This window comes from Nostoc cf. commune SO-36 (genome assembly GCF_023734775.1).
In the GTDB taxonomy this organism is placed as follows: Bacteria; Cyanobacteriota; Cyanobacteriia; order Cyanobacteriales; family Nostocaceae; genus Nostoc; species Nostoc commune_A.
In genome coordinates this window covers 4,150,349-4,177,172 of the sequence record NZ_AP025732.1, presented here as the reverse complement: position 1 = coordinate 4,177,172, position 26,824 = coordinate 4,150,349, and the positions used below count along the sequence as shown (strand labels likewise).

Below are 26,824 nucleotides of genomic sequence, written 5' to 3'. Positions count from 1 at the left end.
AGAAGTTGTGCTGCTACTGTGAAAAATAGGTACAGGTAGATGGTAGATTAAGAGGCATGGAAGAAAACTGTCTCGCCTACGGAATTGAAATTTCCGACTCAGATTGGTACCTGACTCCAGCCAGGGTCAAACAACTGGTGGAGAGAATGGGGCAGCATATCAAGAAATCAGAAGAAAAGTTGGCGGAACTTGAGGCCAAACAGCAAGAACTATTAGAAAAAATCAATTGCACATCAAAAAATTCCTCATCTCCGCCGTCTTTAGATCCACTTCATGCCGAAAAAAAACCAGAAAAAAAGAAGAGTGGTAAAAAGCGAGGGGGGCAACCAGGGCACAAGGGTCATAGTCGGTTTTTGTACGATGTGTCCGAATGTGAAAGTGTTTTAGACCACCATCCAAAGACCTGTAGGTGTTGCGGAGAAATATTATTAGGAGAAGATGCCAACCCTTACCGCCACCAGATCGTAGAAATTCCCCCCATCAGCCCAATAATCGTAGAACATCGCCTGCACCAACTAATGTGTGGGGAATGCGGTACTTTAACTCGTGCAACATTACCACAAGATGTGTATCCAAGTGGCTATGGTGTAAGAGTAGTGGCTCTTGTAACTGTATTGAGTGGACTTTACCGCCACAGTCAAAGGATGGTGCAGAGTGCCATGCTAGATATATTTGGAATTTCGATGTCCTTGGGTACAGTCAATAACCTGAGACTTGAAGCAAGCAATGCAGTCGAAAGTGCAGTTGAAGAAGCGAAAATATACGTCCAGAACTCCCAAGTAGTTGGAGCTGATGAAACAAGCTTCTTCCAAGGAAATGTTGATGGATGCAATGACAAAAAAAGTCTTGGTTGGCTGTGGGTTGCGGTTACACCACTAGTGACGTTTTTTGAGATTGCCCTTTCCCGTTGTTCGGATGCAGCCCGTAATCTATTGGGTGAAAACTTTCGCGGGATTTTAAATTCAGATCGGTATGCAGCATACAATTGGGTGGGTTTAGAGCAACGCCAATTGTGCTGGGCACACTTGAAACGAGAATTCATCAAAATATCCGAGCGTCCCGGAGTTTCAAGCGACATCGGAAATGCTCTGGTCAAACAACAAGAAAAATTATTTGAACTGTGGCATCGAGTTAGAGACGGAACTTTGAAGCGTTGTGAGTTTCAGCTTTTAGTCCAACCAATTCGTAATACCATTAATTCCTCTCTAGAAGAAGCTGCCAATTATGAGATTGGTTCCAAGGAAAAAACACCACTAGCTAAAACTGTCCGCACTTGCCGCCAAATACTGAAAGTTGAACCTGCTTTATGGTTGTTTGTGACAGTTGAGGGTGTAGAACCAACTAATAATGCTGCTGAAAGGGCGATACGTCCTGCTGTTATATGGCGACGTACCAGTTTTGGTTCTCAAACCCAGGCTGGTAGTTATTTTGTGCAAAGGATGTTGACTGTTGTGACCACTCTTAAGTCTCAGCGTCGAAATGTCTTGGAATTTTTGACTCAAGCCGTTAGTGCTAAACGCCAAGGTCAGCCAACTCCTTCTTTACTTCCACAAGTTCTTGCCACTGCTGAAGAGTCAAAAATGCTGCTTAAAACCCACGAATTTATACAGTTTGATTTCTCAAATTGAATCAGTCTGCTATCTGCTTCTTTTGACCTCTAACTCTTTGATCTCAATGGGTTTAACTTTGTTGTAATTTGCGATCGCCCCGTGGTCGATTACGTTTTTATCTAGTCTTGTCTTCAATAATTCCGTCTTTGTTGATGATAACGACTTCTGGCGATGGGTTGCTAGAGATAGGGGTATGGTTATCGTTAACTTCCTTCTTGGCAGATTCTGCCGCATTTTGAGCAGATGATTTAACTGAATCAGTTGCACTCTTGGCTGAGGATTTGAGGGATTCGGCTGCACTTTTTACAGATGGTTCGACTGCCTTCGCTGTTCCCTTGACAGTTGAGCGAACATCCTTAGTAGCACCTTCAATTTCCTTAGCTACAGCTTTGGCAGAAGGCTTAATTTCATCAGTAACGCTTTTAATAGAGTTAGCAGCCCTTTCTACAGAAGGTTGAACACCTTCGATTGTGTGCTGAACTGACCCTTTTACGTCTCTAATCGTAGGTTTGACTTCTTCAGATACGTTCTTAACTGCGTCTACTACAGAAGGTTTAGCCTCTTTAACCGTCTCATTAACTGATTCAGCTATACCTTTAATAGAAGGCTTGGACTCTTCAACTGTTTGCTTGACAGCTTCTGCTGTCCCTTTGATAGATGGCTTGACTTCTTCAATCGTTTCCTTGGTTGCTGTGCCTATATCTTCTATAGAATGCTTAACACCCTCTGCTACAGAGTTAGCCGCATCCCCTAAATTATCTACAGCGCGGTTAACTGTATCAGCAGTTCCCTTACCAATGATGGCACCTGCAACTGAGCCTGCGACAGCACCGATAATGCCTCCAGAGCGAGCGCCTAGTACGCCACCAATTGCGGCTCCAGCTACTCTAGCACTAATGCCTGAACCGGATGAAGAGTCTGATGTTTCTTCTGAGTTGGATTCAGAATTTTCTTCAACTTGATTTAAAGGCAATTTTTTATCATTCTCACTTTTAACAATCTTTTCTTCACGAAAAAGAGGATTGGCATCAGTTTGATTCAAAGGTTGCTTGTTGTCATTCATAATACTTTATACATTCAATTAGCTTCATTCTTAAGCTAACTATTAATCTTAATAATTACCCCTAGCCCAAGGAGTATATATCTACCCATTAATGGTGAACCTGAGTGCAGGTCTATTATCAGTATTGGGTTCACCTGGGTTCTGGCTCGTGGCATACTGGCAATGTTGAGGTTCGACGAAACACAAAAATTTGCAACTATAAATGTTCCTATATTGATAATGTGTAGGGCTTCAGATATAGTGACAATACCTGTGGTGAACGATCGCACGAAAGCAGAAATACCTTACTCTTAAAAAGTCATTATTATACAAAACTGGATAAATCATTCTTGCGAGTGAAATTTGGATGCTTCTAACTATGGTATGAAGCTAAAAGCAGTTAACAAGATATCGCAAGGTTTAGGCTCATGATATTCATGCCTCATAATTTTCTACTTATATGGCTGGTTCAAGTGCTGTCCGTTGGGATACTTGGCGGGGGAATCTACATTCTCTATGAGTGGTACGAAGGAGAACTTGCAGGAACATCTTACTTAGTAGCTGGACTAGTAATGGTTCTGTGGACTTTTGGCGGCCGTTTTATCAGTTTGCCACTGCTGCGCCGTCCTGGAAACGAGGAACCCAAATTTATGCGTAGTGAAACCGTGCAGCGCTTGCCACGTCCAGATGGGAGCGTGTTGCAAGTAGAGTTTTTTGGCCCTGAGGATGGTCAACCAATTATTTTGTCACATGGTTGGGGGCCAAACAGTACTATATGGTATTATGCCAAGCGACAATTGAGCGATCGCTTCCGAGTAATTGTTTGGGATCTACCAGGGTTAGGAAAATCCTCTAAACCGAAAAATAACGATCACTCTATAGAAAAATATGCCCGTGACTTGGAAGCTGTAATTGCCATAGCAGGCGATAAACCTGTTATCTTGGTGGGACACAGCATGGGTGGGATGATTAACCTAACATTCTGTCGCCTGTTTCCAGACCAATTAGGGAGTCGGGTAGCTGGCTTAATTCTTGTAGATACTACTTACACCAATCCGGTAAAAACTTGCATCTTTAGCAATCTGGTACAGAAATTGCAGAAACCGCTACTCGAACCTGTGTTGTACCTGACTATCGTCTTGTGGCCGATTTTTTGGTTGATTACTTGGCTCTCGTATTTCAATGGTTCGCTGTACATCACCGTCGAACTATCTGGATTTACGGGTACTGAAACACGCGGTCAATTAAGTTTTGCAGGTTTATTATCAGCATTGGGTTCGCCTGGTGTTCTGGCTCGTGGCACGCTGGGAATGTTGAAATTCGACGAAACAAAAACACTTGCAACTATTAACGTTCCTGTACTGGTAATGTGTGGGGCTTCAGATATAGCAACTAAACCTGTGGCGAGCGATCGCATGAAAGCAGAATTGCCTTACTCTGAAAGAGTCACCCTAAAACCAGGTGGACACATGGCGTTGATGGAACAAAACCAGCAGTTTGCCGAAGCAGTCAGCGCGTTTTCTATTGGCTGCTCATAGCTAGATGTACTTAGTACAGCTTTACGTGGAATCGTGGCGAGTTGAGGGTTGAAATTTATTTAAACGCATAGGCGCGTCGCCTTCCCGCAGGGTAGGAACGCAGAGGTACGCAAAGAATTCGCTACGAATTAAGGAAATGCTGTACTTAGTACTTTTTGATTACTTCCAAAGTAGAGGTCGCTCAATTCTTCTAAAAAAACATCGGTCTGCGATTCTGGATTACGGAAGTAGGGATGGATGGGAAGGAGTTCAGCACGAGGGCGGTTTTCCGGTGAAGACAGAATCTGCTCAAGCATAGTCAGATAGTTTTCAGCAGTAGATTCCCAAGTGTAAGTCTTCAGCACCCGTTGCTGACCAGCCTGGGCAAAAGAGTCCCACTCATTAGCATCACATAGCAACCGCTCCAACCCTCGTGCAATATCAGCAGGATCTTCTGGGTCAACGAGTACACCATATTCCTTATTTCCCTGTTGGAAGCTCTCGCTAGGGCCACCGTTCTTGGTTGCTACCACTGGCAAACCTGCGGCGGCTGCTTCTAAGGGAGCAAGCCCAAAGGGTTCGTAAAGTGCCGTCAGCGCAAATACTGAGCGGCGTTTAACCATAAACCGATAGGCTGCTGCCAGTGACTCTTGAGACTGATCTGATAAGCCAAAGGCACTCACCTTGCCCCACAAGTCTTTTTCTTTGACCAGTTCCCGAATGGGGGCTAATACCTCTTCAGCTATGCCGTCACTAGCCTCCTCTCGTAAAGGATCGTCCAGCCCTCCTGTAATTAGCATCAAGTTAGCTCGTTCTTGAAGTGTTGGACTCATTGCGAAGGCTTGCACTAACCCTAATATGTTTTTTTTCGGCTCTAATCGACTGGATGCTAAAATGACGGGCAAATCTCGACGGGCTTCTGCAATGTCTCGTGCCAATCGTTCCTGAATGAACTCTTGGGTAGCTTCCTCATTTTCGGAACGTGCCTTTGCACCAAAAATCGAGAAATCTGCTCCCGGTGGAATTACTGCAAAAACGGTTGTCGTTGTTTACATCCACTGCACCACTATAGAACTCGATGAGAATACTGTTCAAAGCGTTCTTGTCGTGTACTGGTGATATTAATAGCCGAGCGATTCATGCTCAGGCGTTCGGCTAAGATGCGATATCTGAAATTAAATTGCTCGTCTATTTCTGTAAGATTTTCTGGGGTGGCTTCCAGTTTGTCTATCTTTTGAGCGCCGAGAGAATGAGCCGTAAAGGTAAAAGGTATGCCTGTCTCCTCTTGAATTAGAACGCCACACAGTCCTCCATCGGCATAGTGAGCAGTCATAGCATCAGGTAAGCCTCCTTCTTCTTGATAAAATTTCAAGATGTTGGGTATCCAATCAGCGACCAGATGAGGCCATAACAACTCTTTAGGGAGAAATTCTTTTGGGCCAGCAGGTAAACGGATAATGCGGACGTTATCGACCCCTGGATATGTCTCAAATGTTTCAGCAAACTCTGGCCATTCTGGATCAATGATTTGACGGGTGATAATATCAACTTTATGGCCCATTTGAGCTATGGCTATGGCGACTTGCTTAACGTAGACCAGCTGACCCCCAAAATCTGGGTGTTTTGTTATATGACTATTGGCTGAATCAAAATTGCCTTGAGGGTTGAGAAATCCAATATGCATCGCCCACTTCCTAATACAGGTTGATTTCCACTAGAGATTTTGCCTGAAGATGGCAGCATAACAGCTTAGTGAGCTTATTAAAAACTCCCAAGACTACAAAACGCAGGCAGTGAGGCTGTAGATAAATACCATCAACAACTAAAGTCAAAGGGCTTTTATTGATTCCCTTTAGCTTAAACCCAGCCAATTCGCGTATTTTCCTAATGTTTAAGTTAATCGCTACTGCGGCTCGCGCACATATACCCGATGACATAAATGGTAAGGTGATGTTTATCCTTAAAATTCAACGTCTTCTCGCTCTTGTCCCGTAGTTTCAGTTTTATCAGCACCTTTTGCTGCCCAAAGCATTGTATCAATATACTTAGCAAGTTGTTCAATAGTTGGTGCTTCAAACAAATTGCGTACAGTTACATCTATTTGAAAGGTATCTCGGATTCGGGAAACTAACTGAGTCGCTAGTAGAGAATGTCCACCCAATTCAAAGAAATTATCATGAACGCTTATCTGCTCTTTTCCCAAGACTTTAGCCCAAATTTCTCCAAGTAACTCTTCAAGTTGCGATCGCGGCGCTACATAATCATATCTATCAAAACTTACTATATCGGGTCTAGGTAAAGCACGATGGTCTATTTTACCATTAGGTGTTAATGGTATTGATTCCAGCACCACATAAGCTGTTGGTATCATGTATTCTGGTAACTTTTTTTTCAAGTACTTACGTAGTGTAGATGCTATATCTGATAGCTTTACTACATCAAGAACGATATAAGCCACCAAATATTTATTATCAGGTATGTCCTCATCAGCAATGACCACTGTTTCTCTTACTGCTAGATGTTCACTCAACACCGCTTCAATCTCTGATAATTCAATACGGAAGCCACGAATTTTTACTTGATTGTCACTCCGTCCTAAAAATTCAATATTGCCATCTGGTAGATAGCGGGCTAAATCACCCGTTTTATAAAGACGTGTTTTTGAATTATTACTAAAATGATTTGTAATAAATTGTTCAGCAGTTAATTTAGGCTGATTAAGATATTCTCGTGCCAGACCATCACCGCCAATATATAATTCGCCAGTAACGCCAATGGGCAAAAGTTGTAAATGGGTATCTAATATATAAATCTGTGTATTATTAATCGGGCAACCAATGGGAATAAATGTGGCTGACTTTGGTAATTCTTGGATATGATAATAAGATGAAAATGTTGTATTTTCTGTAGGCCCGTAAACATGAATTAAATGCTTTGGCGCACCATGTTGGATAATTTTTTTAACCCATCTTATATTAACAGCCTCACCACCAAATAATAAATATCGTAATGAAGCGAAAGCTTGCGGAACATCTCTAGCAATCTGTTGGAATAAAGCTGTTGTCAAAAACAAGACACTAATCTCTTTTTGTTTTAGCTGTAATGCAAACTCATGAGGCGAAAGGATTACATCTTTGCTAACACCTATAAGTTGAGCGCCGTTAAGTAGCGCTCCCCAAATCTCGAATGTTGCTGCATCAAAAGAAGTGTTTGAGGCTTGGGCGATTTTATCTGATGCTGACAACTTTATATAGTTTGTATTACAAACTAGCCGATTTACAGCTTTGTGAGCTATAGCTACTCCCTTGGGTTTACCTGTAGAGCCAGAAGTGTAAATAACATAAGCTAAGTTGTTAGATGTAGCGCTATCAAGGTTATTTTTGTTTTCTTGAGTAATAATTTCCCAGTCTTTATCTATGCAAACAATTGGATTTAAAAAGTATTCAAAAGACTTAAGCAACTTTTCTTGTGTTAGCAATACTGAAACCTGTGCATCTTCCAGCATAAACTTTAAGCGTTCTTGAGGATAGCTGGAATCTAAAGGGAGATATGCTCCTCCTGCTTTCAGAATGCCTAATAAGCCAACTATCATTTCTATAGACTGTGAAATACAAATACCTACTAAAGTTTCTGAACCAACCCCGATTTTTTGTAAATATTTTGCTAGTTGATTGCTGCGATTATTCAACTGTTGATAAGTGAGTTGCTCGTTACCAAAGATTACTGCTATAGAATCAGGATGATATTGTACCTGTTCTTCAAACAATTGATGGATACACTTATCATCAGGATAATTTGCATTAGTGTTATTCCACTCCACTAATATCTGATGTAGCTCTGCTTCACTTAATAGTGGTAAATTTGCAATTCGTTGTTCTGGATTTGCAACAATGCTTGACAACAGAGTTTTAAAATGCTTCAGCATCCGGCTGATAGTAGCTTTATCAAACAAATCTGTGTTGTAAACTATTACGCCACGCAGTCCTTCAGAATTTTCCCAGTTTGCACCCCATAAACTCCTAAAATCATCAGAACACTTCCACAAGTGTAGTTCTAAATCAAAGCGGGTTTTTTTTAAGTCAATATTCATAAAACTAGGCACTAATCCAGGCAGTTCTAGTGCCGACATTGGTGCATTCTGCAAACTAAACACTACTTGAAATAACGGATGATAGCTCAAGTTTCGTTCTGGATGCAGTTCTTCAACTAGTTTGTCAAATGGCAAATCTTGCTGGCTATAAGCCCCTAGTGTTACCTCTCGAACTCTGCCTAAAAATTCTCGGAAAGTCGGGTTGCCAGATAAATTGCTGCGTAGTACTAAACTATTGACAAAAAACCCAATTAGACCTTCTATTTCGCTACGATTACGGTTAGCAATTGGCGAACCTACCGCAATATCTTTTTGATCTGTGTAGCGGTAGAGCAAAGTTTTAAATGCTGCCAGCAGCATCATAAAAAAAGTTACACCTTCTTGCTGCGAAAGCTTTTCTAATGCATCAGTTAGCTTTTTTGGTAACTCAAAAAATTGTGTTGCACCTTCATAGCTTTGTATAGCTGGTCTTGGTTTGTCGGTAGGCAAATGCAGCATAGAAATACCATTTAATTGCTGCTGCCAATAAGTTAATTGCGTTTGCAGTACTTCTCCTTGTAGCCACTCACGTTGCCAGTGAGCAAAGTCGGCGTATTGAAGAGGCAGTTCTAATAAAGGGGAAGGCTGGTTTTGTGCAAAAGCTGTATACAGCATTCCTAGTTCCCGAATCAGCACCCCAATAGACCAATCGTCGCAGATAATGTGGTGCATATTCAGTAATAGAATATGTTCTGTGTTAGAAAGTACAAGCAACTTCACTCGCAGCAATGGCCCGGAGGATAAATCGAAGGGATGTTCTATCTCTGCGTTAATAATGCTGTTTACTTGAACTTCTCTTTCACCATCTGGCAGTAGCTGGAGGTCTAATACAGAAATAGATATTGTTAAGCTGGGCGCAATAGCCTGTAGAGGTTGCCCATCTAACACTATAAATGTCGTGCGTAAAGTTTCATGGCGACGCACAATTTCGTTAAAAGTCTGCTCCAGTGCCGTTAAGTTAAGCGAACCTGTTAAGCGAATTACTGTCGGTACATTATAAATAGTATTGTCAGGGTTCAACTGGTCAAGAAACCATAACCGTTGTTGGGCAAAAGATACTGGAAAGACAAAAACCTCTTCAGAAGACAATAGCAATCCTAAATCACTCATAAAAATCTCTCTTTATTCTCTCTGCTTTCTCTGCGCCTCTGCGGTTCGTTACAATTAAAGCTTATGCTTTCCCTTTCTCAATACAGCCTCTTAACTGTGCCGCAAGAACCTGAATATGGGGTTTCCTCAGCATAGTTAGGTGATTGCCAGGAATATGATGAATTTCTGTTCCTCCCACAGCTAAATGATCCCAACCCATACTCGGTTCTTCCTCGGCAATGTTTAACTGAACTTTTGTTCTGAAAAGATTAATTCGCTTAGGGTAGACTTGCGGAACGTAATTGAGAACTGCTTGGCTATTAGCATAAAAAACACGAAGCATAGGCACAATTGCCGACTCACTTAAAAGCCTTCGCTTAGATTCTTTAGATATAAGATTGACTGTGGCATCCTCCTTTTGGATGAAATGCGAGAACAGATTTGTTTTTAGCGATCGCAACAATTCCTTAAAATTATAAAATCGAGAAGTTAGTCTATTAATTCCGTTCTTACTAGGAGCAGTAATTAGACGCAAATAATCGAGGAAAAAAGGCCACATATATGGCACTACTGTAGTAAAAATAAACTTCAAAGCATTACTCAAAGAAGGTAGATTGCTCTTAATTGGTGCTACAGTGTCAAGCACAGCAAGTAAAGCTACTTCTTCCCCAGAATTTTCAAGTTGTTTAGCCATCTCAAAAGCAACCCAACCTCCGAAAGACCAACCTCCTATAAAATAAGGGCCTTTCGGTTGTACTGAGCGTAATGCTTCAATATAGCGGGTAGCCATATCCTCAATGCGATTTAATGGAGTTTCCCCATCAATTCCAATAGGCTGTAGTCCATAAAATGGCTGATTTTCACCCAATTGATGAGCTAATTCATAATAAGGGAAGACAACACAAAGATTGGATGAACGCAGAAGAAAGGCGGATTTGAACCATTCGGTTGAATCGGAAACGTAAAGGAGACCACGCTAGAGAATCTATTTTAGAAGATAGAGCAATTGCTAAATTTGAATTGTTTGATTTAAAAATAGATTAGATAAGGGTAAATCACCCTCAAATTGTTTGTTTATCTGGTCTAATAAACGTACAGCCAGCAGCGAATTACCTCCTAAATCGAAAAAGTTGTCATGAATACCTATATTCTTAACATTAAGGACTTCAGCCCAGATTTTTGCCAAGGTTGACTCAGTTGGAGTCCGAGGAGCAATAAAGGCTTTATCTATTGAGCGGCTCTGAGTATCAATTGCTTTTAGTGCATAACAATCCACTTTGTTATTAGCCGTTAACGGCAGAGAATCCAGAATTACAAAAGCTTTTGGTAATCATGTATTCTGGTAATTTTTCTTTTAAGAATTGACGTAGTTCAATAATTGTTTGCTCCTGGGGTGACTTAGAAACAATGTAAGCTACTAAATGTTTGCGATCGTATAGATTACCTTGAGCAATTACAATTGCTTTTTCTACATTATTATGCTGGTTTATAACTGTTTCTATTTCTGATAACTCAATGCGGAAGCCACGAATTTTTACTTGATTATCGACGCGTTCTAAAAATTCGATATTACCGTCTGTTCGATATCGGGCTAAATCACCCGTCTTGTAAAGCCTAGCTCCTTTTTTACCATTAAAAGGATTGGGAATAAACTTTTTGCCAGTTAATTCAGGACGATTGAGATAGCCTCGTGCTAGCCCATCACCAGCGATGTATAATTCGCCTGAAATCCCAATTGGTACAGGTTGTAAATGCTTATCTAGTATATAAATTTCAGTATTAGCAATTGGGCGGCCAATAGGTGGTTTAGCACTCACAGATTTAATTTCGGCAACAGTTGACCAAACGGTTGCTTCAGTAAGCCCGTAAGCGTTAAAAAACTTCCGGCTAGGACTCCACCAACGTTTTATTATATCCTCAGAACATGATTCGCCTGCACAAATAATAGTTTGTAATGCGGGGAGTGATTCTATAGGTAAAACTGCCAAAAGCGCAGGTGGGAGGGTGATGTGAGTAATAGCTTTTTCGCGTAATAGTTGAAGCAAAGCTTTTCCAGGTAGAAGCCATTCTTTGTTTGCTAAATAAAGGGTTGCTCCTATTTGCAATGCCATTACAATCTCAAAAATTGAAGCATCGAAGCTCAATGATGCGAATTGCAGAATGCGGTTACTCGGTTGTAAGTTAAAAACCTCAATCTGATCTGCTGCTAAATTAGACAGTCCTCGGTGTTCGATTAAAATGCCTTTTGGCTGCCCTGTTGAGCCAGAGGTGTAGATAATATAAGCTAAGTTTTCAAGTGTTACATAACTGTTTGGGTTTTCTGAACTATATTGTGTAATAGTTGTCCAATCTCGATCTATACAAATAATTGGATTTGAAAATTCTGTAAAATTGTCAAGTAATTTTTCTTGTGTTAGTAACACTGAAACTTGTGCATCTTCCAACATGAAGTCTAGACGCTCTTGAGGATAGCTGGGATCTAAAGGTAGGTATGCGCCACCAGCTTTGAGGATGCCTAATAGCCCGATGATCATCTCTGGCGTTCGCTCCACACAAATGCCAACTAAAGTTTCAGTTTCTACACCTATTTTTTGGAGATAATGTGCAAGTTGGTTGCTGCGTATATTTAACTCTTTGTATGTGATTTGTTGATTACCAAATACTAGTGCAGTGGCATCGGGTGTTTGCTTTACCTGGGCTTCAAATAACTGATGGAAACACTTATTATCTGGGTAACTTTTCTTAGTGTCATTCCAATCAATTAATAATTGCTGTCGTTCTTTTTCAGTAAGCAAAGCTAAATCTGAAATACACTGTTTTGGATTGACAACAATACTTTCTAAAAGTATTTGGAAATGCCCCAGCATTCGCGTGATGGTGCTTTGATCAAATAAATCGGTGCTATATACGACTTCCCCTTTCAGAGTTTCCAAGTCTCGCCACAGATGGAACTCTAAATCAAGCTTTGCAATTTTGTTGTCGAAGTCGAATAATGAAAGCTTTAACCCAGGTAACTCTAGTGCTTCAATGGGAGTATTTTGCAGACTAAATACGACTTGAAATAAGGGATGGCGGCTCAAATCTCGCTCTGGGTGAAGTTCTTCCACCAACTTTTCAAAGGGCAAATCTTGATGGCTGTATGCTCCTAAAGTTACCTCTCGCACTCGATTTAATAATTCTTGAAACGTCGGGTTCCCTGATAAATCGCTACGTAACACCAAACTATTGACAAAAAACCCAATTAACCCTTCTAGTTCGCTACGATTACGATTAGCGATCGCTGAACCTACTACAATATCCTCTTGTTGCGTGTAGCGATAGAGCAAAGTCTGAAACGCTGCAAGCATTGTCATAAACAAGGTTACATCTTCTTGGTAACTAAGTGTCTCTAGCGCTTGAGTTAAAGAGTGTGGTAGTTCTAAAAATTGTTTTGCACCCCTGTAGGTTGGAACTGCTGGTCTTACTCGGTCGGTGGGGAGATTCAGCACCGAAATCCCGTCTAATTGCTTTTGCCAATAAGCTAACTGCGTTTGTAAAGGCGAACAGCCGTTTGCCCCCACTGCTTGCAGCCACTCCCGTTGCCATTGGGCGAAATCTGCATACTGAATGGGTAATTCTGGCAGAAGCGTAGACATCGGACATCGGTTATCTTCTACAAAGGCTTTATATAATACCCCCAATTCTCTAATTAACACCCCAATTGACCAGCCATCGGCAACAATGTGATGTAGATTTAGCAGCAGCACATATTCTGCTTCATCTACTTGTAGCAGCTTCACTCGCAGCAATGGCCCGGTGGTGAGATTGAAAGGATGTTGAGCTTCTGCGGTTGCGATTCGCCGTACTTCTGTCTCAGATTCTTGGTCGAAATCGCGTATATCTATTAGGGGAAGAGGTATGCTTAAGCTGGGTGCGATCGCTTGGACTGGTTGCTGTACCATCACAAACGTAGTACGTAAGGTTTCGTGGCGACGGACAATTTCGTTGAATGTCTGCTTTAAGGCAGTGAAGTTGAGGGAACCTTTTAGGCAAAGTGCTGTTGATACATTGTAAAATGGATTGCCCGATGCTAATTGGTCGAGAAACCACAATCGCTGCTGGGCGAAAGAAGTGGGGAAGACAAAAACCTCTGTTTCTTCAGAAAAATTAAGTTCTTCATCACCCGTGAGGCTACTGAAAATAGACTCGCTCATAACAATTATTTAGTGAAATGGCATAACATCTGCGCTACTGGCGTGGCAACTATAATTGGCGCTTGTCGGTCTATTTTAACTTGCTATTGCCCTAACTAAATCGACAGTTGTTCCAGCAGCCTAAATAGGACGGTTAAATACTACGGTAAAACCATCCAGTTATAGTCAATATCTTTGCTAATTTACGACGGTTCAACGCCTGTATAAACGGGATGAATACGACCTAAAGCAGTAGGCTTGGCAAAAATCTGGGTTAATAAAATTACAATTTATCTAAACAGAATTCAGGAGTCAGGAGTCAGAATTCAGTATGAATTCTGTACGAGTGGTGGATAGCGCAGCATTAGCGAGTATTTTCGAGTCGCGTCTGAATAAACGGGTTTAAAACCCCCACCAAATTGAAAATTTGGTGGTCTTAAAGACGGTCGATAGCACAGCGTTAGCGACGCAGGAGCGTCTGACTCGCTTTCCGCGTCGCTATCAGTGGTGGGTCTGAATCCCCCACTGATAGCGTTCGCTTTTAGCGTCTCTAAGAGTTGCCTTAGCGAGTCCGCGTTCGCGCAGCGTCTCGTAGAGAGCGTCTTGATTCTGACTCCTGAATTCTGACTTCTGAATTCTTCTTCAATCCCGAAATTATCGCCGATACTCGTCGCCGCAGTCGCCGATAAGCTGGTACAAATCGCGCGATTGGCGAGATACTGCATTGATGCGATCGCGATCGTCTTCATCTAAACTAAAACTAAATACTTTGGCGTTATCTTCTATATGTTCAGATACACCAAGTCTGGCACCAACTATCACACCGCCCACAGTTGGCTGATCTAAAATGTAACGCACTGCCACATTAGAAATGCTTACACTATGCTTATTAGCAATTTCCTTTAGAATAGCCAGCAACTCTTGAAATAATCGCCAACCACCCCAAGCATCAATCATATTTTTATATTTTTTCAAACTAGCAGTGGAAAGATCAAATTCTCTTGGTTCCGGTTTGCCCAAATAGTTTTCTGATAACAAACCGCCGCACAGTGTGCCGTAAGTAAAAAGCTTTATGTCATGCTGCTGACAAAACTCCACCATGTTAACTTCGGGGCGGCGGTCAACAAGGGAAAATTGCACTTGATTAGAAACGATTTTGATACCTGCTTCGGTAATAATCTTCAAGTTTTCTGTGTCAAAATTAGTTAAACCTAGATGCTTAATTTTACCCTCAGTCTGAAGTTCCGCCATATATTTGAGGGCATCCAGGTAATTTTTATCCTGATATTCCCACCAGTGAAATTGCATCAAATCTAACGATTGTACATTCATCCTTCTCAAGGAAATATCGATATTTTCCTCGACGAGCTTTTTCGTCATTTTTCCTGGACGAGGAACCCATTTTGTAAAGGCTTGTACCTGAGATAAAGCATCTTTCCCACGAGTATCAATTAGTTGACAGCGAAACTCACCAATAAAGTCTTCTGCTGGCCCATAATGGTCTGCTAAATCCCAAGTGGTAAAGCCTGCATCTACATATTTGAACATAGTCTCAATGGCGGTTTGGGGATTGATCTGTCCGTGTGCGCCGGAGACTTGCCACATCCCATTTAAGATACGGCAAATGTTTAAATCAGGAGTGAATTGGAGACGGCTAGCTGTGGGTAAGTTCATTTTCAAGTTTAGTAGTGATAAGAGACGCGATTTATCGCGTTTATACAGGAGTTAGGTGTGAGAAGAATGAAGAATTACTGAGTTCGTAAGCATCTGATTACAACATTCCTTTACACCTTCTTAAGAATCATTTATAAGAGCGATAATCAATAACTCTTAAATCTTAGCTCTTAACTCCTAACTTTGAACTCCTAACTCCTAACTTTCTAACGCCAGCCTTTTTCAGCTTGTTCAAGAACGTAAGCAGAAACTTCTTCAATTTGCTGTTCACTGAGGCGATCTTTGTAGGCTGACATATTATTTTTACCATTGGTAACTATAGATGTAACTGCCTCTAGTGAATCCATACCATACTTTTTCAGGGCTTGTTTTTTGAGGTTTTTACCTCGCCTGATTATGTTGCTACCGTTGATATGACAACCAGCACAATGAAAACTAAAGATTTGTTCGCCGTTAACTATATCTGCTGCACTAGCAGACAAGTTAAAAGTACTTGTTAATAACAAAAATGTTACTAATATTAATGTAAATAGGTTTTTCAATTAACTTCTCCCGATTTGGACATACTGATTGCAGGTATAAGTATCAAAACCAATATTATAAGGATTCAAAGTCAGTTGTAAATCCGGCAAAATTTGCACAATCTTCTTGAAATGCTTCTGCATCACTAACATCCTCAATTTTATAAGACATGATGCGCGTACCATCTGGCATTTTTTTGGAACCAATTAATTCACCTTGATATTTCGCTGCGATCGCCTTAAAATCAACACCATAGATTTTCCATGCATCACCCGAACAAGTAATATTTACTCGCCACATATTTTACTCTCAATTACTATCACTAAACATTTATCATCTCACAAATAGGCAACATCTTACACATCACCTCTTTTGGAGTGTAATTTTCTATCTAAAGGAAGTACCGAGCTTTATCGGGCTACGCCATAATGTGGATGTAGGAACATTTCTAGAAACTTTTATCCCAATTAGTTAAATTTTACGAGTTGAAAATGCCTAACAATATCAAACAACAAATTCAAGCAGACTTACAACAAGCCAAAGAAACTGGGCAATTAAGAACTGATCGGATTCGAGAAATTGTGAAATCCGCAGTTTCTCAAGTAGCTTCTGAGTTTAAACAAGGTTCTAGTGAAGTTCGTAGCATTGTCAAAGATGCCGTTTCTGCTGTAATTGACAACTTCCAAGAAAAGGGTAGCGAACTCAAAGATGAAGTGACAGCTTCTATTGAAGGAGCGCTGGAAGGAATTAATAGCCAAAGACACCAAAACATTGCTAGAACTCAGACAGATATCAAGCGCCTACAGGCTCAACTGGATGGTGAAGAAGAACAACTCCAGCAAGAAGTTGATGTAATTTTGGCAGAGATTGAAGAGACGGGTAAGGAAAAACCTGCTAGTACCAAAACTGCCATTGATCTGCTGTCAATGCTATTAAAGATAGTGATGAAGTCGGATTGTTAAAGAAACGTTACGCGCAACTGCAAGCGCAGCTAGCTATTGTCCGAGCTAATATGGCTGCACGCTATGGCGGACGTAATATGGAGGTTCAAGATTATCTAGACGAGGCAAAACACTGGTACGATAAGGCTCGTCCTCAAGCAGAATCTATGGCTGTGCAGGTAGGAGAGAAGCGATCGCAGTTAGAAGATAAACTGGGTGAAGCTGGTACATCTCTAGCTAGAAAAGAGCGCCAAATCAAACAAACATTGAGAGAGTTACTCTTAACGGCAGCTGACTTATTCAAAGATAAGGAACCTGCTACTAAAGAGCGCGAAACTATTCATAAATAGGCTAGACTACTTTTCACAAAAACCCTGATACATATAGAATTTTAGTAGGGACACGGCATTGCCATGTCCCTACTAACGTATTTATATAATTATTAAATACTCAGCTTTCGTAGTGTGTGTTGCCATTGGCTAACGCATCACTTGATAAGCTGAAAAATATCTAAATTACTATAATCGTAGGACTATTGTTATAGCGGTTCTCGACAAGCGTGAGGTACAACTTTGACCTCTCTCCTAAAAGGAGAGAGGCTTTGAATTTCTCCCCCCCTTCCCGCTTCGGGAAGGTCTTATAACTTCTATTTATTTATGGTAGAAACAAAAATGGTGCATTACGGCTTTAGCTGTAATGCACCATACTTAAGATTCCCTAAAATTCATCTTGCGTATTAGTAAATATTTCCTTCTCTATTGAGTTGTTCATCATGCTTGGCAATAACCCAAATAGCATGAATACTACCAGGTAGCCAACCTAGAACTGTGAGCAAGATGTTAATAAATAGAGTTGGGCCAACTCCAACCGTTAGGAAAACGCCTAAAGGAGGCACTAACAAACCTAGAAGATAACGAACTAATTTCATGATTTTGCCGTATTTTTGTGATTTTCTTTAATTACATTCTGCTGAAGATTCCGAATTAGGAAATCCACCTTCGGATATTTATTTGGAGTAGAGATGTAAGAAAACTGGTATTTCTACTCCTTAGAATACTTATCTAGAAGGTAATTCACCTTGGGTTTTTACATCGCCACTGCCGGTTAACAGGTTTTTTTCAACAAAGTAGTTGTTAATGAAGGTGTTAGCAAAAGTTAGAATAACTGGCCCAAGCAGGAAACCAATAATTCCGCGAACTGCGAACCCAGGTACTAGGACTGCTGCTAACCAGAAACACAAACCGTTTACGACGAGCGAAAATGCTCCAAATGATACAAAGTTAAGTGGTAGAGAAAGAGCAGACAAAACTGGTTTAACTGAACCGTTGATTAGACCAATTACTAAAGCAGCAATCATAGCTGCGGGAAAGTTAGCAATATTAACGCCTGGAACAACTAAATCAACAATTAATAGGCTCAAAGCTGTAGCTAGGGCGGTTAATAATGGTGTTAACATTTTTTCTTACCTAATCACTAAAGATTTTTTGTAACTTCTTATATCATCTTCAACTATGTGCAGGGTTTTAACCTCTCTTGCAAGATAGAATTTGCTTCTATCCTTAGGCCGATAATTGAGAAAAATATGCCAGTTTTAATACTGCGTAGGTTTTACTTAAAAAAGCACTCCGAGGTAGGTTGGGAAGCCACTGCGCCCTTGCGGTTCCCCGACTTAAAGCACGTGGCGTTTGAGGAACGAAACCCAACATTTTCAAGCTTTGTCGGGTTTCACTACCTTGAACCCAACCTACAAATCTTCTTAAGCGATTACTATTGCGATCGCTCTGATTTTCCAGACTCAGGCTGATAATAAAGGGCTGATTTATATAAGACTTGTTCTTGATGGGTTTCTAAAGTGCAATCAGACAAAGGATAAGTTACACAAGTAACAACATAACCAGCCTGTATTTCACTTGGGCGTAGAAATTTTTGCTCGCTTTGATCGACTTCACCACTAATAAGTTTAGCAATACACGCAGAACATTCGCCTTGTTTGCACCCAGATGGGAGGCGGATACCAGCATCTTCCGCCATATCTATAATATATTGATCATCTGGGACTGGAATGGTGCGATCTAATCCAAGTGTAGGATTGATAAATTGAACTTGATAAACTACCATCTGCTGTTTCTAATTATTGTTTAACTGCTTTCATCGATAAACTAATCCGCTTCAGTTTCTCGTTGATTTCTAGCACCTGCACTTTGACTACTTGTCCAACTTTGACAACTTTGTTGGGATCGTCTACAAATCTATCAGCAAGTTGGGATATATGCACCAAGCCATCTTGATGTACGCCGATATCGACAAACGCGCCGAAGTTGGCAACATTTGTGATCATTCCCTCTAGTTCCATTCCCACTTTCAAGTCCCTGATTTCCTTAATTCCTTCTCTGAAGGTGGCATACTTAAATTCTGCACGGGGATCTCTACCTGGTTTTTCTAGTTCGCTGAGAATGTCGCGCAGTGTGGGTTCGCCGACGCTATCGGTAACGTATTTCTTCAGATTAGTCTTTTTAAGTTTTTCGGCAATTTGTGTCACCTGATTTAATGGCACATTTAGATCAGATGCGATCGCTTCTACTACAGAATAACTCTCTGGATGCACTGCTGTATTATCTAATGGGTTGTCACCGCCGCGAATCCGCAGAAAACCCGCCGCTTGTTCAAAAGCCTTCGGCCCCAATTTCGGAACTTTCAAAAGTTGGCGGCGATTTTTAAAGGCTCCATTCTGATTGCGATGGGCGACAATATTATTGGCAACTGTTGCCGTAATCCCAGAGACAGAAGTAAGAAGTTCTTTGGAGGCCATGTTCAAGTCTACGCCGACGTAGTTAACGCAGCTTTCTACAGTCTCATCCAATTTCTTTTTCAACAACTTCTGATCGACATCGTGCTGATATTGTCCCACACCAATAGATTTGGGATCGATTTTCACCAGTTCCGCCAGAGGATCTTGCAAACGGCGGCCGATGCTAATTGCACCGCGCACGGTAATATCTAAATCGGGAAACTCTTCTAACGCTACAGTACTGGCAGAATATATAGATGCACCAGACTCATTCACCATCACCTTCACTGGTTTGCGTTCTATGGTTTCCAATACTTGCGTGACAAACTCTTCTGTCTCGCGGGAGGCTGTACCGTTACCAATGGCGATTAACTCAATCTTATACTTTTCAATCAGATTTTTGACAATTTGTGCAGCTTTGGCGCGTTGTTCAGCAGCTTGGTGAGGAAAAACCGCTTGGTATTCCAAAAATTTCCCCGTTTGGTCGAGAACAGCAACTTTACACCCAGTTCTAAATCCAGGGTCTATCGCCAAGGTTGGTTTCATTCCTGCTGGTGCAGATAGCAGCAACTCTCGCAGATTAGTTTCAAATGTCTTGATAGATTCTGTGTCTGCGTAGACTTTAATCTCAGAAATTACCTCTCCCATTAGAGAGACTTTCATCAAACGGTTGAATGCATCCTTCAACATCGCCTGATAAAAATCCCGAATTGTCCGAACTTTGGTTTTAATTTCTTTCGACTCCAGATAGTAAAGTACCGTATCTTCATCAAAAGCAATTTCAAAGCTTAATACTTTCTCCGTTTCACCCCGACACAACGCCAGCATATTGTGGGGTGCAATATTTTTTACCTTAATTTGATAGTTACGGTACATCTCAAATTTGGTTGTCCCTTCAGGATAATCATCTTTGATACGGGAGACAAATACCCCTTCTTCTAGAAGATAATCGCGGATATATGCCCGTAATTCAGCTTTTTCAGCCACTTCTTCGGCTAAAATATCAGCAGCACCTTTAAGTGCTTCTTCTGCTGTTTTTACTCCCTTAGCTTCAGAAATATACTTAGCCGCTTCTTCTTCCAGAGAAGCCGTTGCAGCATTTTTTACATTTAGCGACTTGATGAACTCTGCCAGTAGTTCGAGTCCTTTTTCTCTGGCGATGGTGGCGCGAGTGCGTCGTTTTGGTCGATAGGGTAAGTATAAATCCTCAAGTTCGGTTTTTTGTAAGCAGGATGAGATTTTGGCTTTGAGTTCATCTGTAAGTTTACCTTGTTGAGCGATCGCACTTAAAATTACAGATTTTCGTTCTTCCAGTTCTGTTAAATAAGTATATCGATCAGCCAGTTCACGTAGTTGCACTTCATTCATCTCATCGGTGCGCTCTTTGCGGTAACGTGCAATAAAAGGAATTGTTGCACCCTCCGCCAAAAGTTCCAGCGCGTTTTGCACCTGATGGGGTTTGAGGTTGATTTCAGTTGCCAGTAGTTGAGGAATGTTCAGCATTAAGTGTCTAAAATGAAAATGCTACTTCTAAAGGTAATTATGCTAGATCCTTATCCTGGCATCAGACGAAAATTTTAAGCTAATTTATTAGATGATTGATCTCAAGAGCGCAATTGACGAAATAGACAAAACCCACCTATGGAAGTTTTAAACTCTATCAATCTACGTAAGTGAACGAGAGATTGTATAATATAGCGCAGCTTTAACGAGTTGGCAGAGCGGGAGAAGAATCATTACCGTAAGAGATTGTGTACTTCTAAGCACGCGTAGCATCTCGCAGCCTACTATTAAAGCTTACTAGGCGCATCATCTACCCTAGATGAAAAAGTTATTTACCAAGTTTTTAACGGTTTTACCTATCGCAACAATTAATCAAGTTAGTATAAAATAAAACATTAAATAATTTTATTTTATCTAATATTTATTTCGCTCGACTGTTGTGCCTAAAACTTGATTGGATGTAGAATTACCCACAATTCCAAAAACAATCTTAAATTTGTTTTATAAATACCACATCCTTTAGTTCAGAGCTTAGTAAGATGCCTTTGTTTTTCTTGATACCACTGTGTACTGCTTTAATTACTGCCTACTTATTTAAAAAGAGTACTGATGAAATTGCATATCTTGCAGGTATGTTTACAGCTATTAGCTTGATATTAACTCTAATACTAGCACCTTGGCAGATCCAGTTTGGATTATTAATCATTGTTTTTGTCATTACCAATAAACTTTTGCAGAAAAATGAGTCCAAACAATAGGGAAGCAGTAAAAAAAATTAATAATCCCAACACCCAAAAATTATTTTTTATCAATTTTAGACTGCTGGAGTAACTAAGTTAGCCGTCAAGCTAGTTTTGTCTAAGATATGCGAATTTAGGGATTTTTATAGATAAGAAACGATTCAGACTATTGATTGCTAGCTATCATTTTTACCCTAACCCGTGTAGCTTTTGCTTTACGATGCGCTCATTTTGGCATTGTTGTTCAAGTTTTCACTCTACTTTTATAAATTATTACTCTGCACTTATGTATTCTGATACCAAATCCCTACTTATGCAAGTTTAGTATCGAGAAAGTGCTTCATCAATGTGCAAATCCCCAAAATAAAAATTTATCTTTAATAAGGTTTTGGCTTTATGAAATTTTTGTTTAGCTATCTTATCGGCAAATGAATCTTTAATGTTGAGTTCCTAGTTAAGTAAGTCGGCGGGAAAATTTATAAGTATGTAACGAAAGTTTAACCAAAGGAGTTAAAGTTAAATTTAACACGTTGTGTACTGTAGTTTCCTTTTTCCCCTCTAGCTTGGACACCATCAATTACGGCATAAGCAAGTTCTAGCTCGTCATCAAACATTTTTCCTGCTAGTTCATCTTTTTTCAGGTGTTGCCATTCCAATTCAATTGGGTTCATTTCCGAACAATATTTCGGCAAAAAGAAAATGTACAAACCCATCTGTTCCCACTTTGACCATAATTGCTGCACTTGTTTACATCGATGTATTGGACCGTTGTCCTGTACTATGACTCTGATGCGCCCTATCTTTTGGGCATCAAGGGCTTCAAGCTCCATCATCTGGATATAAGATTTTCTGTCAACACCTCCAATCACCAGACCGTAAATAAAACTGATTATTGGCTGAAGAAACCCAATAATGCTTAATCTACGACCACGACGCTTGCTTTGTTCTAAACGTTTTTGCTCACCTCGTTGGTAATAAGTGTAACTAGGCTCGCTCCATGCACAAAACCCGGATTCGTCCAAATACTTTAGGTCTATTTCTCCAGCAGCAGCAGCTAATTCCAGCATATCTAAGTCCGCTTGCTTTTTTTCCCGTATTACAGGGTCTTGTTTTCCTTTATGACTCTTTCTGGTTCTTTTCCAAATGACCCCCTTTTTTTGAGTACCCGTCTTAATCTGTCGGGACTCAATTTAACTTGGCGATCGCTAGATAGTTTTTGAGCTAGTTGATGACTGTTGTATGTACGAGGTTCTTTTTTGAGGCATTCTTCCAAAAAAACTATGTCTTCTTCTGAGTACTTGGTTTTTCCTCCTCTACCTGGTAATTCCCAAAGCCCTTCTAGACCTAGTTTCTGCCATTTATGTAAGATTTCTCTTACTGTTTGTGGAGTCCAATTAAAATGAGCAGCTATTTTTTCTACGTACCAACCATGTGCATTCAGCCTGATTACCTCTGCTCGGTCTTTCACTTTCTGCGGTGCATCCGTAGTTCTTAGATTTAATAGAGTTTTATCCTGCTCACGAGTCAAAAATACCCTTAAACGAGCGCCCATGTCTTAGCCACCTCGGTAGATACATTCTACGTATTTACTTATCTTTACATACTTTGGTTTTTTCACGCCGACTTACTTATACAAGTTTAGTATCGAGAAAGTGCTCCATCAATATACAAATCTTCAAAATAAAAATTTATCTTTAATAAAGTTTTTGCTTTATAAAGTTTTTGTTTAAGTATATTTTCGGTAAATGAATTTTTGATGAAGTGTGGCGATAAATTTGCAACATGGTTATCTCATGGTATTCTAGTAAGTAATTATATGTAATAGTAAATTTGGAGAAAAATTATAGTTAAAATTACGAGTAACAATTAAGCAAAACAACACAACTTGTCAAACGCAATGTTATCAACCTCAACTCCGAGTTGATCAATCAAAGTTGGTTGACATTAGCAGTTTGTTTCACCAAAAGCTCTGTTTAGACATTCAGTAAAATTCCTTAGTAGTCTGTAAAGCGCATTACCGTAAAGTAATTCATTTATATACGATTTATGCAACCACGCAGACTTCTGCTATTCGTTGTTTTCTTATGTCTAAAAAGAGTACATATATACGCTCAATTTGCGTGCAAGCTTGTCTTAATTCTCAGCAGAGGTTAAAGATATGTCTGTGAGGCTGAGGAGCTCCTATGGTATATAAGTAAATTAATACACTTTCCTGAAGTAACATAGAGAACATTTATTAATCGAGCTAGGTTCTGATGTATAGGTTGACGGCTTGGGAATTCCAGTAATGTCTTTAACAAGATTTTGACAGCAGGATGCAATTGATGAAAGTTAATGTATGGATTAATCAAAAATTATGGTCATCCATTTTTATTCATTTAACTTCATCTGTTGAATATGTGGGTCGAATTCGAGTTGAGCATAAGCGATGTTTACAACAGCCTAGTCCTATGGACACTGCTAAACTTTGTCCAGAGAGAATTTGCGACAAAACCTTCAACTTAACTACATCTGTATCTTTTATAACCTAGATATTGCGATCGCAATATCATAGTTTTTAAGTAAAACTGGCTTGCCAAACAATAAAACTGCTTAAAATAATGAGTACAAAATATTACATAATTTAAAATTATATACTTTGATAATTTTGAATACTACCAGATAAAGCAACCATCCTGAAGTTTTAATAGCATTTAGTTACTAACTCTATGACATAAATTTCAAAGTTTATTTTGATACAAGTCCCTTAACATAGCCTGACTAATTTTATTGTCTATTTTATTGAAATGGAGGTCGAATTGCAGAGAAGGTGTAACCGAGAACCGAAACGTTCAAAACAACAAACTGTTTACTGTCCGGTTCATACCTACTATATAGATTGAGGCAAATGTATTATGAAATCTATGTCACAAATTTCCAACTTTAAAATAATTCCTTATGTCATTCTGTTCATCAGTATTTTGTTTAGTATTTCTGGGCAATTACTGATGAAACATACCATGAGCCATACAAATGAGGGACTATTTACTTGGGAATTTATTCAACAATTAATATTAGCTGTTGGTGTTTATTGCTTGGGTGTAGCCAATTGGATCTTAGCTCTGCGGTCTGTCAAATTGAGTATTGCTTATCCACTTACTAGCCTAAACTACGTTGGCATACTTTTCGGGTCATACTACTTTTTTAATGAGGAAATTACATTAACTCGAATAGCAGGAGTCATGACTATTTTTCTGGGTGTTCTTTTAGTGGTTATTCCACTTAAAAAATCTATCTAAGTTCGTAGTAAATTTCACAAACAAAAACTATTGAAAAATGAACGTTATTACTTGGCTACTTTTAATGATTGTAGTTTTATTAGGAACAACAGCTAACATATCACTAAAATATGCACTTTACGTTTCTAGCGCTACTAAGGAAGCAAGCACATCTATTCTAAATTTGTTATCTTCTCGTTATTTTATGATTTGGTTTATTTGCTATACATTTATGACTCTGTTGTGGCTTTATGTGTTGCGGACAATTCCTCTGAGTCAAGCATTTCCAGTTCTAGGATTAATGTATGCACTTATACCAATTGCTTCTCACTATCTTCTAAAAGAGCAGGTGAGATTTAGCCAGTGGTTAGGAATTTCCATTATCATAACTGGCGTAGTTTTGGTTGTAAACTAATAGCTGTATAGGCAATAATCCAGGTTACTAAATATTAAAAAAAGCCTTTGGCGATAAATATCAAAAACATCCCTACAAAAATCTAAATTGTATGAATATAGGCATTGTCGGCGGGGGTATAACTGGTCTAGTATTAGCCCAACGTCTTTCACACCAAGGACATAAAGTCAGTGTATTCGATAGCAACAAGCAGCTTGGTGGACTTACCACTTATCATGATTATGGATTATTTACTTGGGATCGTTTTTATCATGTTATCCTACCTTCTGATACTCATCTAATAAGTTTTATCAGAGATATTGGTCTTGGAGATAAACTGCGTTGGCATCGAAGTTTAACAGGTTTTTATGATAATCAAAAGTTTTATTCTATCAGTAATAGTATAGAATTTCTGCGCTTTCCTCTGTTTGGACTTATAGGTAAAATCAGATTAGCTTTTACCCTCCTGTATGGTTCACGACTTAATAACTGGCGGCGCTTAGAAAAGATTTTGGTTGAAGATTGGCTATTAAAACTCGGTGGTAAAAATACATACGAAAAACTCTGGAAACCCTTACTTTTATCTAAATTAGGAGAGAACTATAAACGAATATCAGCAGTTTTTATCTGGGCTTATATCAAACGATTATTTTCAGCGCGAGATTCTTCATTAAATAAAGAACAACTTGGTTATGTTTCAGGTGGTTACAAAACGGTTTTTGACCATATAGAAAAATTAATTTACGCGGCTGGAGGTCATATCCACAAAGGCATTGCGGTGGAATATATTGCCCCTCATCCAGAGGGTGGAATGTGGGTAGAATATCAGGGTAAAAAGGAGCATTTTGATAAAGTTATTTTTACTGGGCCAGTAAATATTCTGCAACAGATTGCTGCTAATCAACTAGTGAAAGTTTCAGACACTGGTGAAACAGTAGAATACCTCGGCGTAATCTGTATGGTACTTATTACTCGCAAGTCCCTAATTCCTTATTATGTAGTAAATATTGCCGATAGAAATGTTCCTTTTACCGGAGTAATCGGTATGAGTAACCTAGTTTCTTTACAAGAGACAGCAGGGTATCACATGACATTTTTACCAAAATATATACTTTCTACTGACCCGTTGTTAAAACAGCCAGATGATGAATTACGTCAAGTATTTTTCCAGGGTATACGTTTGATGTTCCCAGAATTAAAACCGGATGATATTGTGGCAGCACACATTAATCGAGCGATTAAAGTACAGCCACTGCAAGTTTTAGATTATTCAAGTATTGTTCCCAAAGTGAGTACTGAAAACAATGATTTTTTTGTTGTAAATACCTCACAGTTGGTCAATGATAGCGTCAACAATAACGCAGTTGTGCGACAGGTTGATGAATTTCTCAAAAAATCAACATTACTGAATTCTTGAAGTTTAGGTAATGGTATTCAATTTAAAAA

At 39.7% G+C, this 26,824-nt stretch carries 20 protein-coding genes and 1 pseudogene; 6 read left to right on the top strand and 15 right to left on the bottom strand.

The window, feature by feature from the left end:
- Nucleotides 1-56: 56 nt before the first annotated feature.
- Nucleotides 57-1,628, top strand: a complete 1,572-nt coding sequence (gene tnpC / locus ANSO36C_RS18805; RefSeq protein ID WP_251955770.1) for an IS66 family transposase — start codon at nucleotides 57-59, stop codon at nucleotides 1,626-1,628.
- Nucleotides 1,629-1,725: 97 nt separating this feature from the next.
- Here the strand turns inward: tnpC and ANSO36C_RS18800 are convergent, their stop codons facing one another.
- Complete coding sequence (locus ANSO36C_RS18800) at nucleotides 1,726-2,673, bottom strand: hypothetical protein (protein WP_251955769.1); 948 nt, start codon at nucleotides 2,671-2,673, stop codon at nucleotides 1,726-1,728.
- Between the two features lie 416 nt (nucleotides 2,674-3,089).
- Between ANSO36C_RS18800 and ANSO36C_RS18795 the strand changes: the two genes are divergently transcribed.
- A complete protein-coding gene (locus tag ANSO36C_RS18795; protein ID WP_251955768.1) occupies nucleotides 3,090-4,190 on the top strand; it encodes an alpha/beta fold hydrolase in 1,101 nt (366 codons plus the stop codon).
- A 128-nt stretch (nucleotides 4,191-4,318) separates the two neighbouring features.
- On the opposite strand, the gene ANSO36C_RS18790 is transcribed toward ANSO36C_RS18795, so the two are convergent.
- The 9 genes from ANSO36C_RS18790 to ANSO36C_RS18750 all read right to left on the bottom strand — a co-directional run bounded on the left by ANSO36C_RS18790 (nucleotide 4,319) and on the right by ANSO36C_RS18750 (nucleotide 16,055).
- Nucleotides 4,319-5,107 carry a glycosyltransferase gene (locus ANSO36C_RS18790; RefSeq protein ID WP_251955767.1) on the bottom strand — a complete coding sequence of 263 codons (789 nt, stop codon included), beginning with the start codon at nucleotides 5,105-5,107 and terminating at the stop codon, nucleotides 4,319-4,321.
- Between the two features lie 128 nt (nucleotides 5,108-5,235).
- Nucleotides 5,236-5,853, bottom strand: a complete 618-nt coding sequence (locus ANSO36C_RS18785; protein ID WP_251955766.1) for a glycosyltransferase — start codon at nucleotides 5,851-5,853, stop codon at nucleotides 5,236-5,238.
- Nucleotides 5,854-6,129: 276 nt separating this feature from the next.
- Entirely contained in the window at nucleotides 6,130-9,408 is a 3,279-nt protein-coding gene (locus ANSO36C_RS18780) for a non-ribosomal peptide synthetase (protein ID WP_251955765.1), read from the bottom strand.
- A gap of 61 nt (nucleotides 9,409-9,469) precedes the next feature.
- Entirely contained in the window at nucleotides 9,470-10,255 is a 786-nt protein-coding gene (locus tag ANSO36C_RS18775; protein ID WP_251955764.1) for a thioesterase domain-containing protein, read from the bottom strand.
- A 141-nt stretch (nucleotides 10,256-10,396) separates the two neighbouring features.
- Nucleotides 10,397-10,663 (bottom strand): phosphopantetheine-binding protein, encoded by a 267-nt coding sequence (locus ANSO36C_RS18770; RefSeq protein ID WP_251955763.1) that lies wholly within the window; start codon nucleotides 10,661-10,663, stop codon nucleotides 10,397-10,399.
- 7 nt (nucleotides 10,664-10,670) lie between these two features.
- A complete protein-coding gene (locus ANSO36C_RS18765) occupies nucleotides 10,671-13,580 on the bottom strand; it encodes a non-ribosomal peptide synthetase (protein ID WP_251955762.1) in 2,910 nt (969 codons plus the stop codon).
- Nucleotides 13,581-14,213: 633 nt separating this feature from the next.
- The gene (locus tag ANSO36C_RS18760) at nucleotides 14,214-15,233 is read right to left on the bottom strand and encodes an aldo/keto reductase (protein WP_251955761.1); all 1,020 of its coding nucleotides are present in this window, start codon (nucleotides 15,231-15,233) and stop codon (nucleotides 14,214-14,216) included.
- A gap of 206 nt (nucleotides 15,234-15,439) precedes the next feature.
- Entirely contained in the window at nucleotides 15,440-15,775 is a 336-nt protein-coding gene (gene petJ / locus ANSO36C_RS18755) for a cytochrome c6 PetJ (protein ID WP_251955760.1), read from the bottom strand.
- A 55-nt stretch (nucleotides 15,776-15,830) separates the two neighbouring features.
- Nucleotides 15,831-16,055, bottom strand: a complete 225-nt coding sequence (locus ANSO36C_RS18750; RefSeq protein WP_251955759.1) for a hypothetical protein — start codon at nucleotides 16,053-16,055, stop codon at nucleotides 15,831-15,833.
- A 191-nt stretch (nucleotides 16,056-16,246) separates the two neighbouring features.
- Between ANSO36C_RS18750 and ANSO36C_RS18745 the strand changes: the two are divergent.
- Nucleotides 16,247-17,046, top strand: a pseudogene (locus ANSO36C_RS18745) (histidine kinase).
- Nucleotides 17,047-17,432: 386 nt separating this feature from the next.
- Here the strand turns inward: ANSO36C_RS18745 and ANSO36C_RS18740 are convergent.
- From ANSO36C_RS18740 to ANSO36C_RS18720, 5 genes are all read right to left on the bottom strand, one after another.
- A complete protein-coding gene (locus ANSO36C_RS18740; protein WP_251955758.1) occupies nucleotides 17,433-17,624 on the bottom strand; it encodes a YqaE/Pmp3 family membrane protein in 192 nt (63 codons plus the stop codon).
- A gap of 129 nt (nucleotides 17,625-17,753) precedes the next feature.
- A complete protein-coding gene (locus ANSO36C_RS18735) occupies nucleotides 17,754-18,152 on the bottom strand; it encodes a phage holin family protein (RefSeq protein WP_251955757.1) in 399 nt (132 codons plus the stop codon).
- A gap of 311 nt (nucleotides 18,153-18,463) precedes the next feature.
- Complete coding sequence (locus ANSO36C_RS18730) at nucleotides 18,464-18,814, bottom strand: 2Fe-2S iron-sulfur cluster-binding protein (RefSeq protein ID WP_251955756.1); 351 nt, start codon at nucleotides 18,812-18,814, stop codon at nucleotides 18,464-18,466.
- A gap of 13 nt (nucleotides 18,815-18,827) precedes the next feature.
- Nucleotides 18,828-20,987 (bottom strand): Tex family protein, encoded by a 2,160-nt coding sequence (locus ANSO36C_RS18725; protein ID WP_251955755.1) that lies wholly within the window; start codon nucleotides 20,985-20,987, stop codon nucleotides 18,828-18,830.
- A gap of 1,237 nt (nucleotides 20,988-22,224) precedes the next feature.
- Nucleotides 22,225-23,279, bottom strand: a protein-coding gene (locus ANSO36C_RS18720; protein ID WP_251955754.1) for an IS630 family transposase whose coding sequence is annotated in 2 segments (ribosomal slippage) — nucleotides 22,225-22,884 and nucleotides 22,887-23,279 — 1,053 coding nt in all. Because the reading frame shifts where the segments join, the coding sequence is not laid out codon by codon here.
- A gap of 1,342 nt (nucleotides 23,280-24,621) precedes the next feature.
- Here ANSO36C_RS18720 and ANSO36C_RS18715 point away from each other — a divergent pair.
- The 3 genes from ANSO36C_RS18715 (at nucleotide 24,622) to ANSO36C_RS18705 (ending at nucleotide 26,795) form a co-directional block, all read left to right on the top strand.
- Nucleotides 24,622-25,005 carry an EamA family transporter gene (locus ANSO36C_RS18715; protein ID WP_251955753.1) on the top strand — a complete coding sequence of 128 codons (384 nt, stop codon included), beginning with the start codon at nucleotides 24,622-24,624 and terminating at the stop codon, nucleotides 25,003-25,005.
- Between the two features lie 37 nt (nucleotides 25,006-25,042).
- A complete protein-coding gene (locus ANSO36C_RS18710) occupies nucleotides 25,043-25,399 on the top strand; it encodes an EamA family transporter (RefSeq protein WP_251955752.1) in 357 nt (118 codons plus the stop codon).
- Nucleotides 25,400-25,490: 91 nt separating this feature from the next.
- Nucleotides 25,491-26,795: an NAD(P)/FAD-dependent oxidoreductase gene (locus ANSO36C_RS18705; RefSeq protein ID WP_251955751.1), complete on the top strand. Its 1,305-nt coding sequence runs from the start codon at nucleotides 25,491-25,493 to the stop codon at nucleotides 26,793-26,795.
- The last annotated feature ends 29 nt before the right edge of the window (nucleotides 26,796-26,824 follow it).

Coding starts and splice junctions, on each gene's coding strand:
- ANSO36C_RS18710 (WP_251955752.1), top strand. CDS start 25,043: ATGAACGTTATTACTTGGCTACTTTTAATGATTGTAGTTTTATTAGGA.
- ANSO36C_RS18800 (WP_251955769.1), bottom strand. CDS start 2,673: ATGAATGACAACAAGCAACCTTTGAATCAAACTGATGCCAATCCTCTT.
- ANSO36C_RS18730 (WP_251955756.1), bottom strand. CDS start 18,814: ATGGTAGTTTATCAAGTTCAATTTATCAATCCTACACTTGGATTAGAT.
- tnpC (WP_251955770.1), top strand. CDS start 57: ATGGAAGAAAACTGTCTCGCCTACGGAATTGAAATTTCCGACTCAGAT.
- ANSO36C_RS18785 (WP_251955766.1), bottom strand. CDS start 5,853: ATGCATATTGGATTTCTCAACCCTCAAGGCAATTTTGATTCAGCCAAT.
- ANSO36C_RS18715 (WP_251955753.1), top strand. CDS start 24,622: ATGAAATCTATGTCACAAATTTCCAACTTTAAAATAATTCCTTATGTC.
- ANSO36C_RS18760 (WP_251955761.1), bottom strand. CDS start 15,233: ATGAACTTACCCACAGCTAGCCGTCTCCAATTCACTCCTGATTTAAAC.
- ANSO36C_RS18725 (WP_251955755.1), bottom strand. CDS start 20,987: ATGCTGAACATTCCTCAACTACTGGCAACTGAAATCAACCTCAAACCC.
- ANSO36C_RS18795 (WP_251955768.1), top strand. CDS start 3,090: ATGCCTCATAATTTTCTACTTATATGGCTGGTTCAAGTGCTGTCCGTT.
- ANSO36C_RS18750 (WP_251955759.1), bottom strand. CDS start 16,055: ATGTGGCGAGTAAATATTACTTGTTCGGGTGATGCATGGAAAATCTAT.
- ANSO36C_RS18735 (WP_251955757.1), bottom strand. CDS start 18,152: ATGTTAACACCATTATTAACCGCCCTAGCTACAGCTTTGAGCCTATTA.
- ANSO36C_RS18780 (WP_251955765.1), bottom strand. CDS start 9,408: ATGAGTGATTTAGGATTGCTATTGTCTTCTGAAGAGGTTTTTGTCTTT.
- ANSO36C_RS18740 (WP_251955758.1), bottom strand. CDS start 17,624: ATGAAATTAGTTCGTTATCTTCTAGGTTTGTTAGTGCCTCCTTTAGGC.
- ANSO36C_RS18765 (WP_251955762.1), bottom strand. CDS start 13,580: ATGAGCGAGTCTATTTTCAGTAGCCTCACGGGTGATGAAGAACTTAAT.
- ANSO36C_RS18705 (WP_251955751.1), top strand. CDS start 25,491: ATGAATATAGGCATTGTCGGCGGGGGTATAACTGGTCTAGTATTAGCC.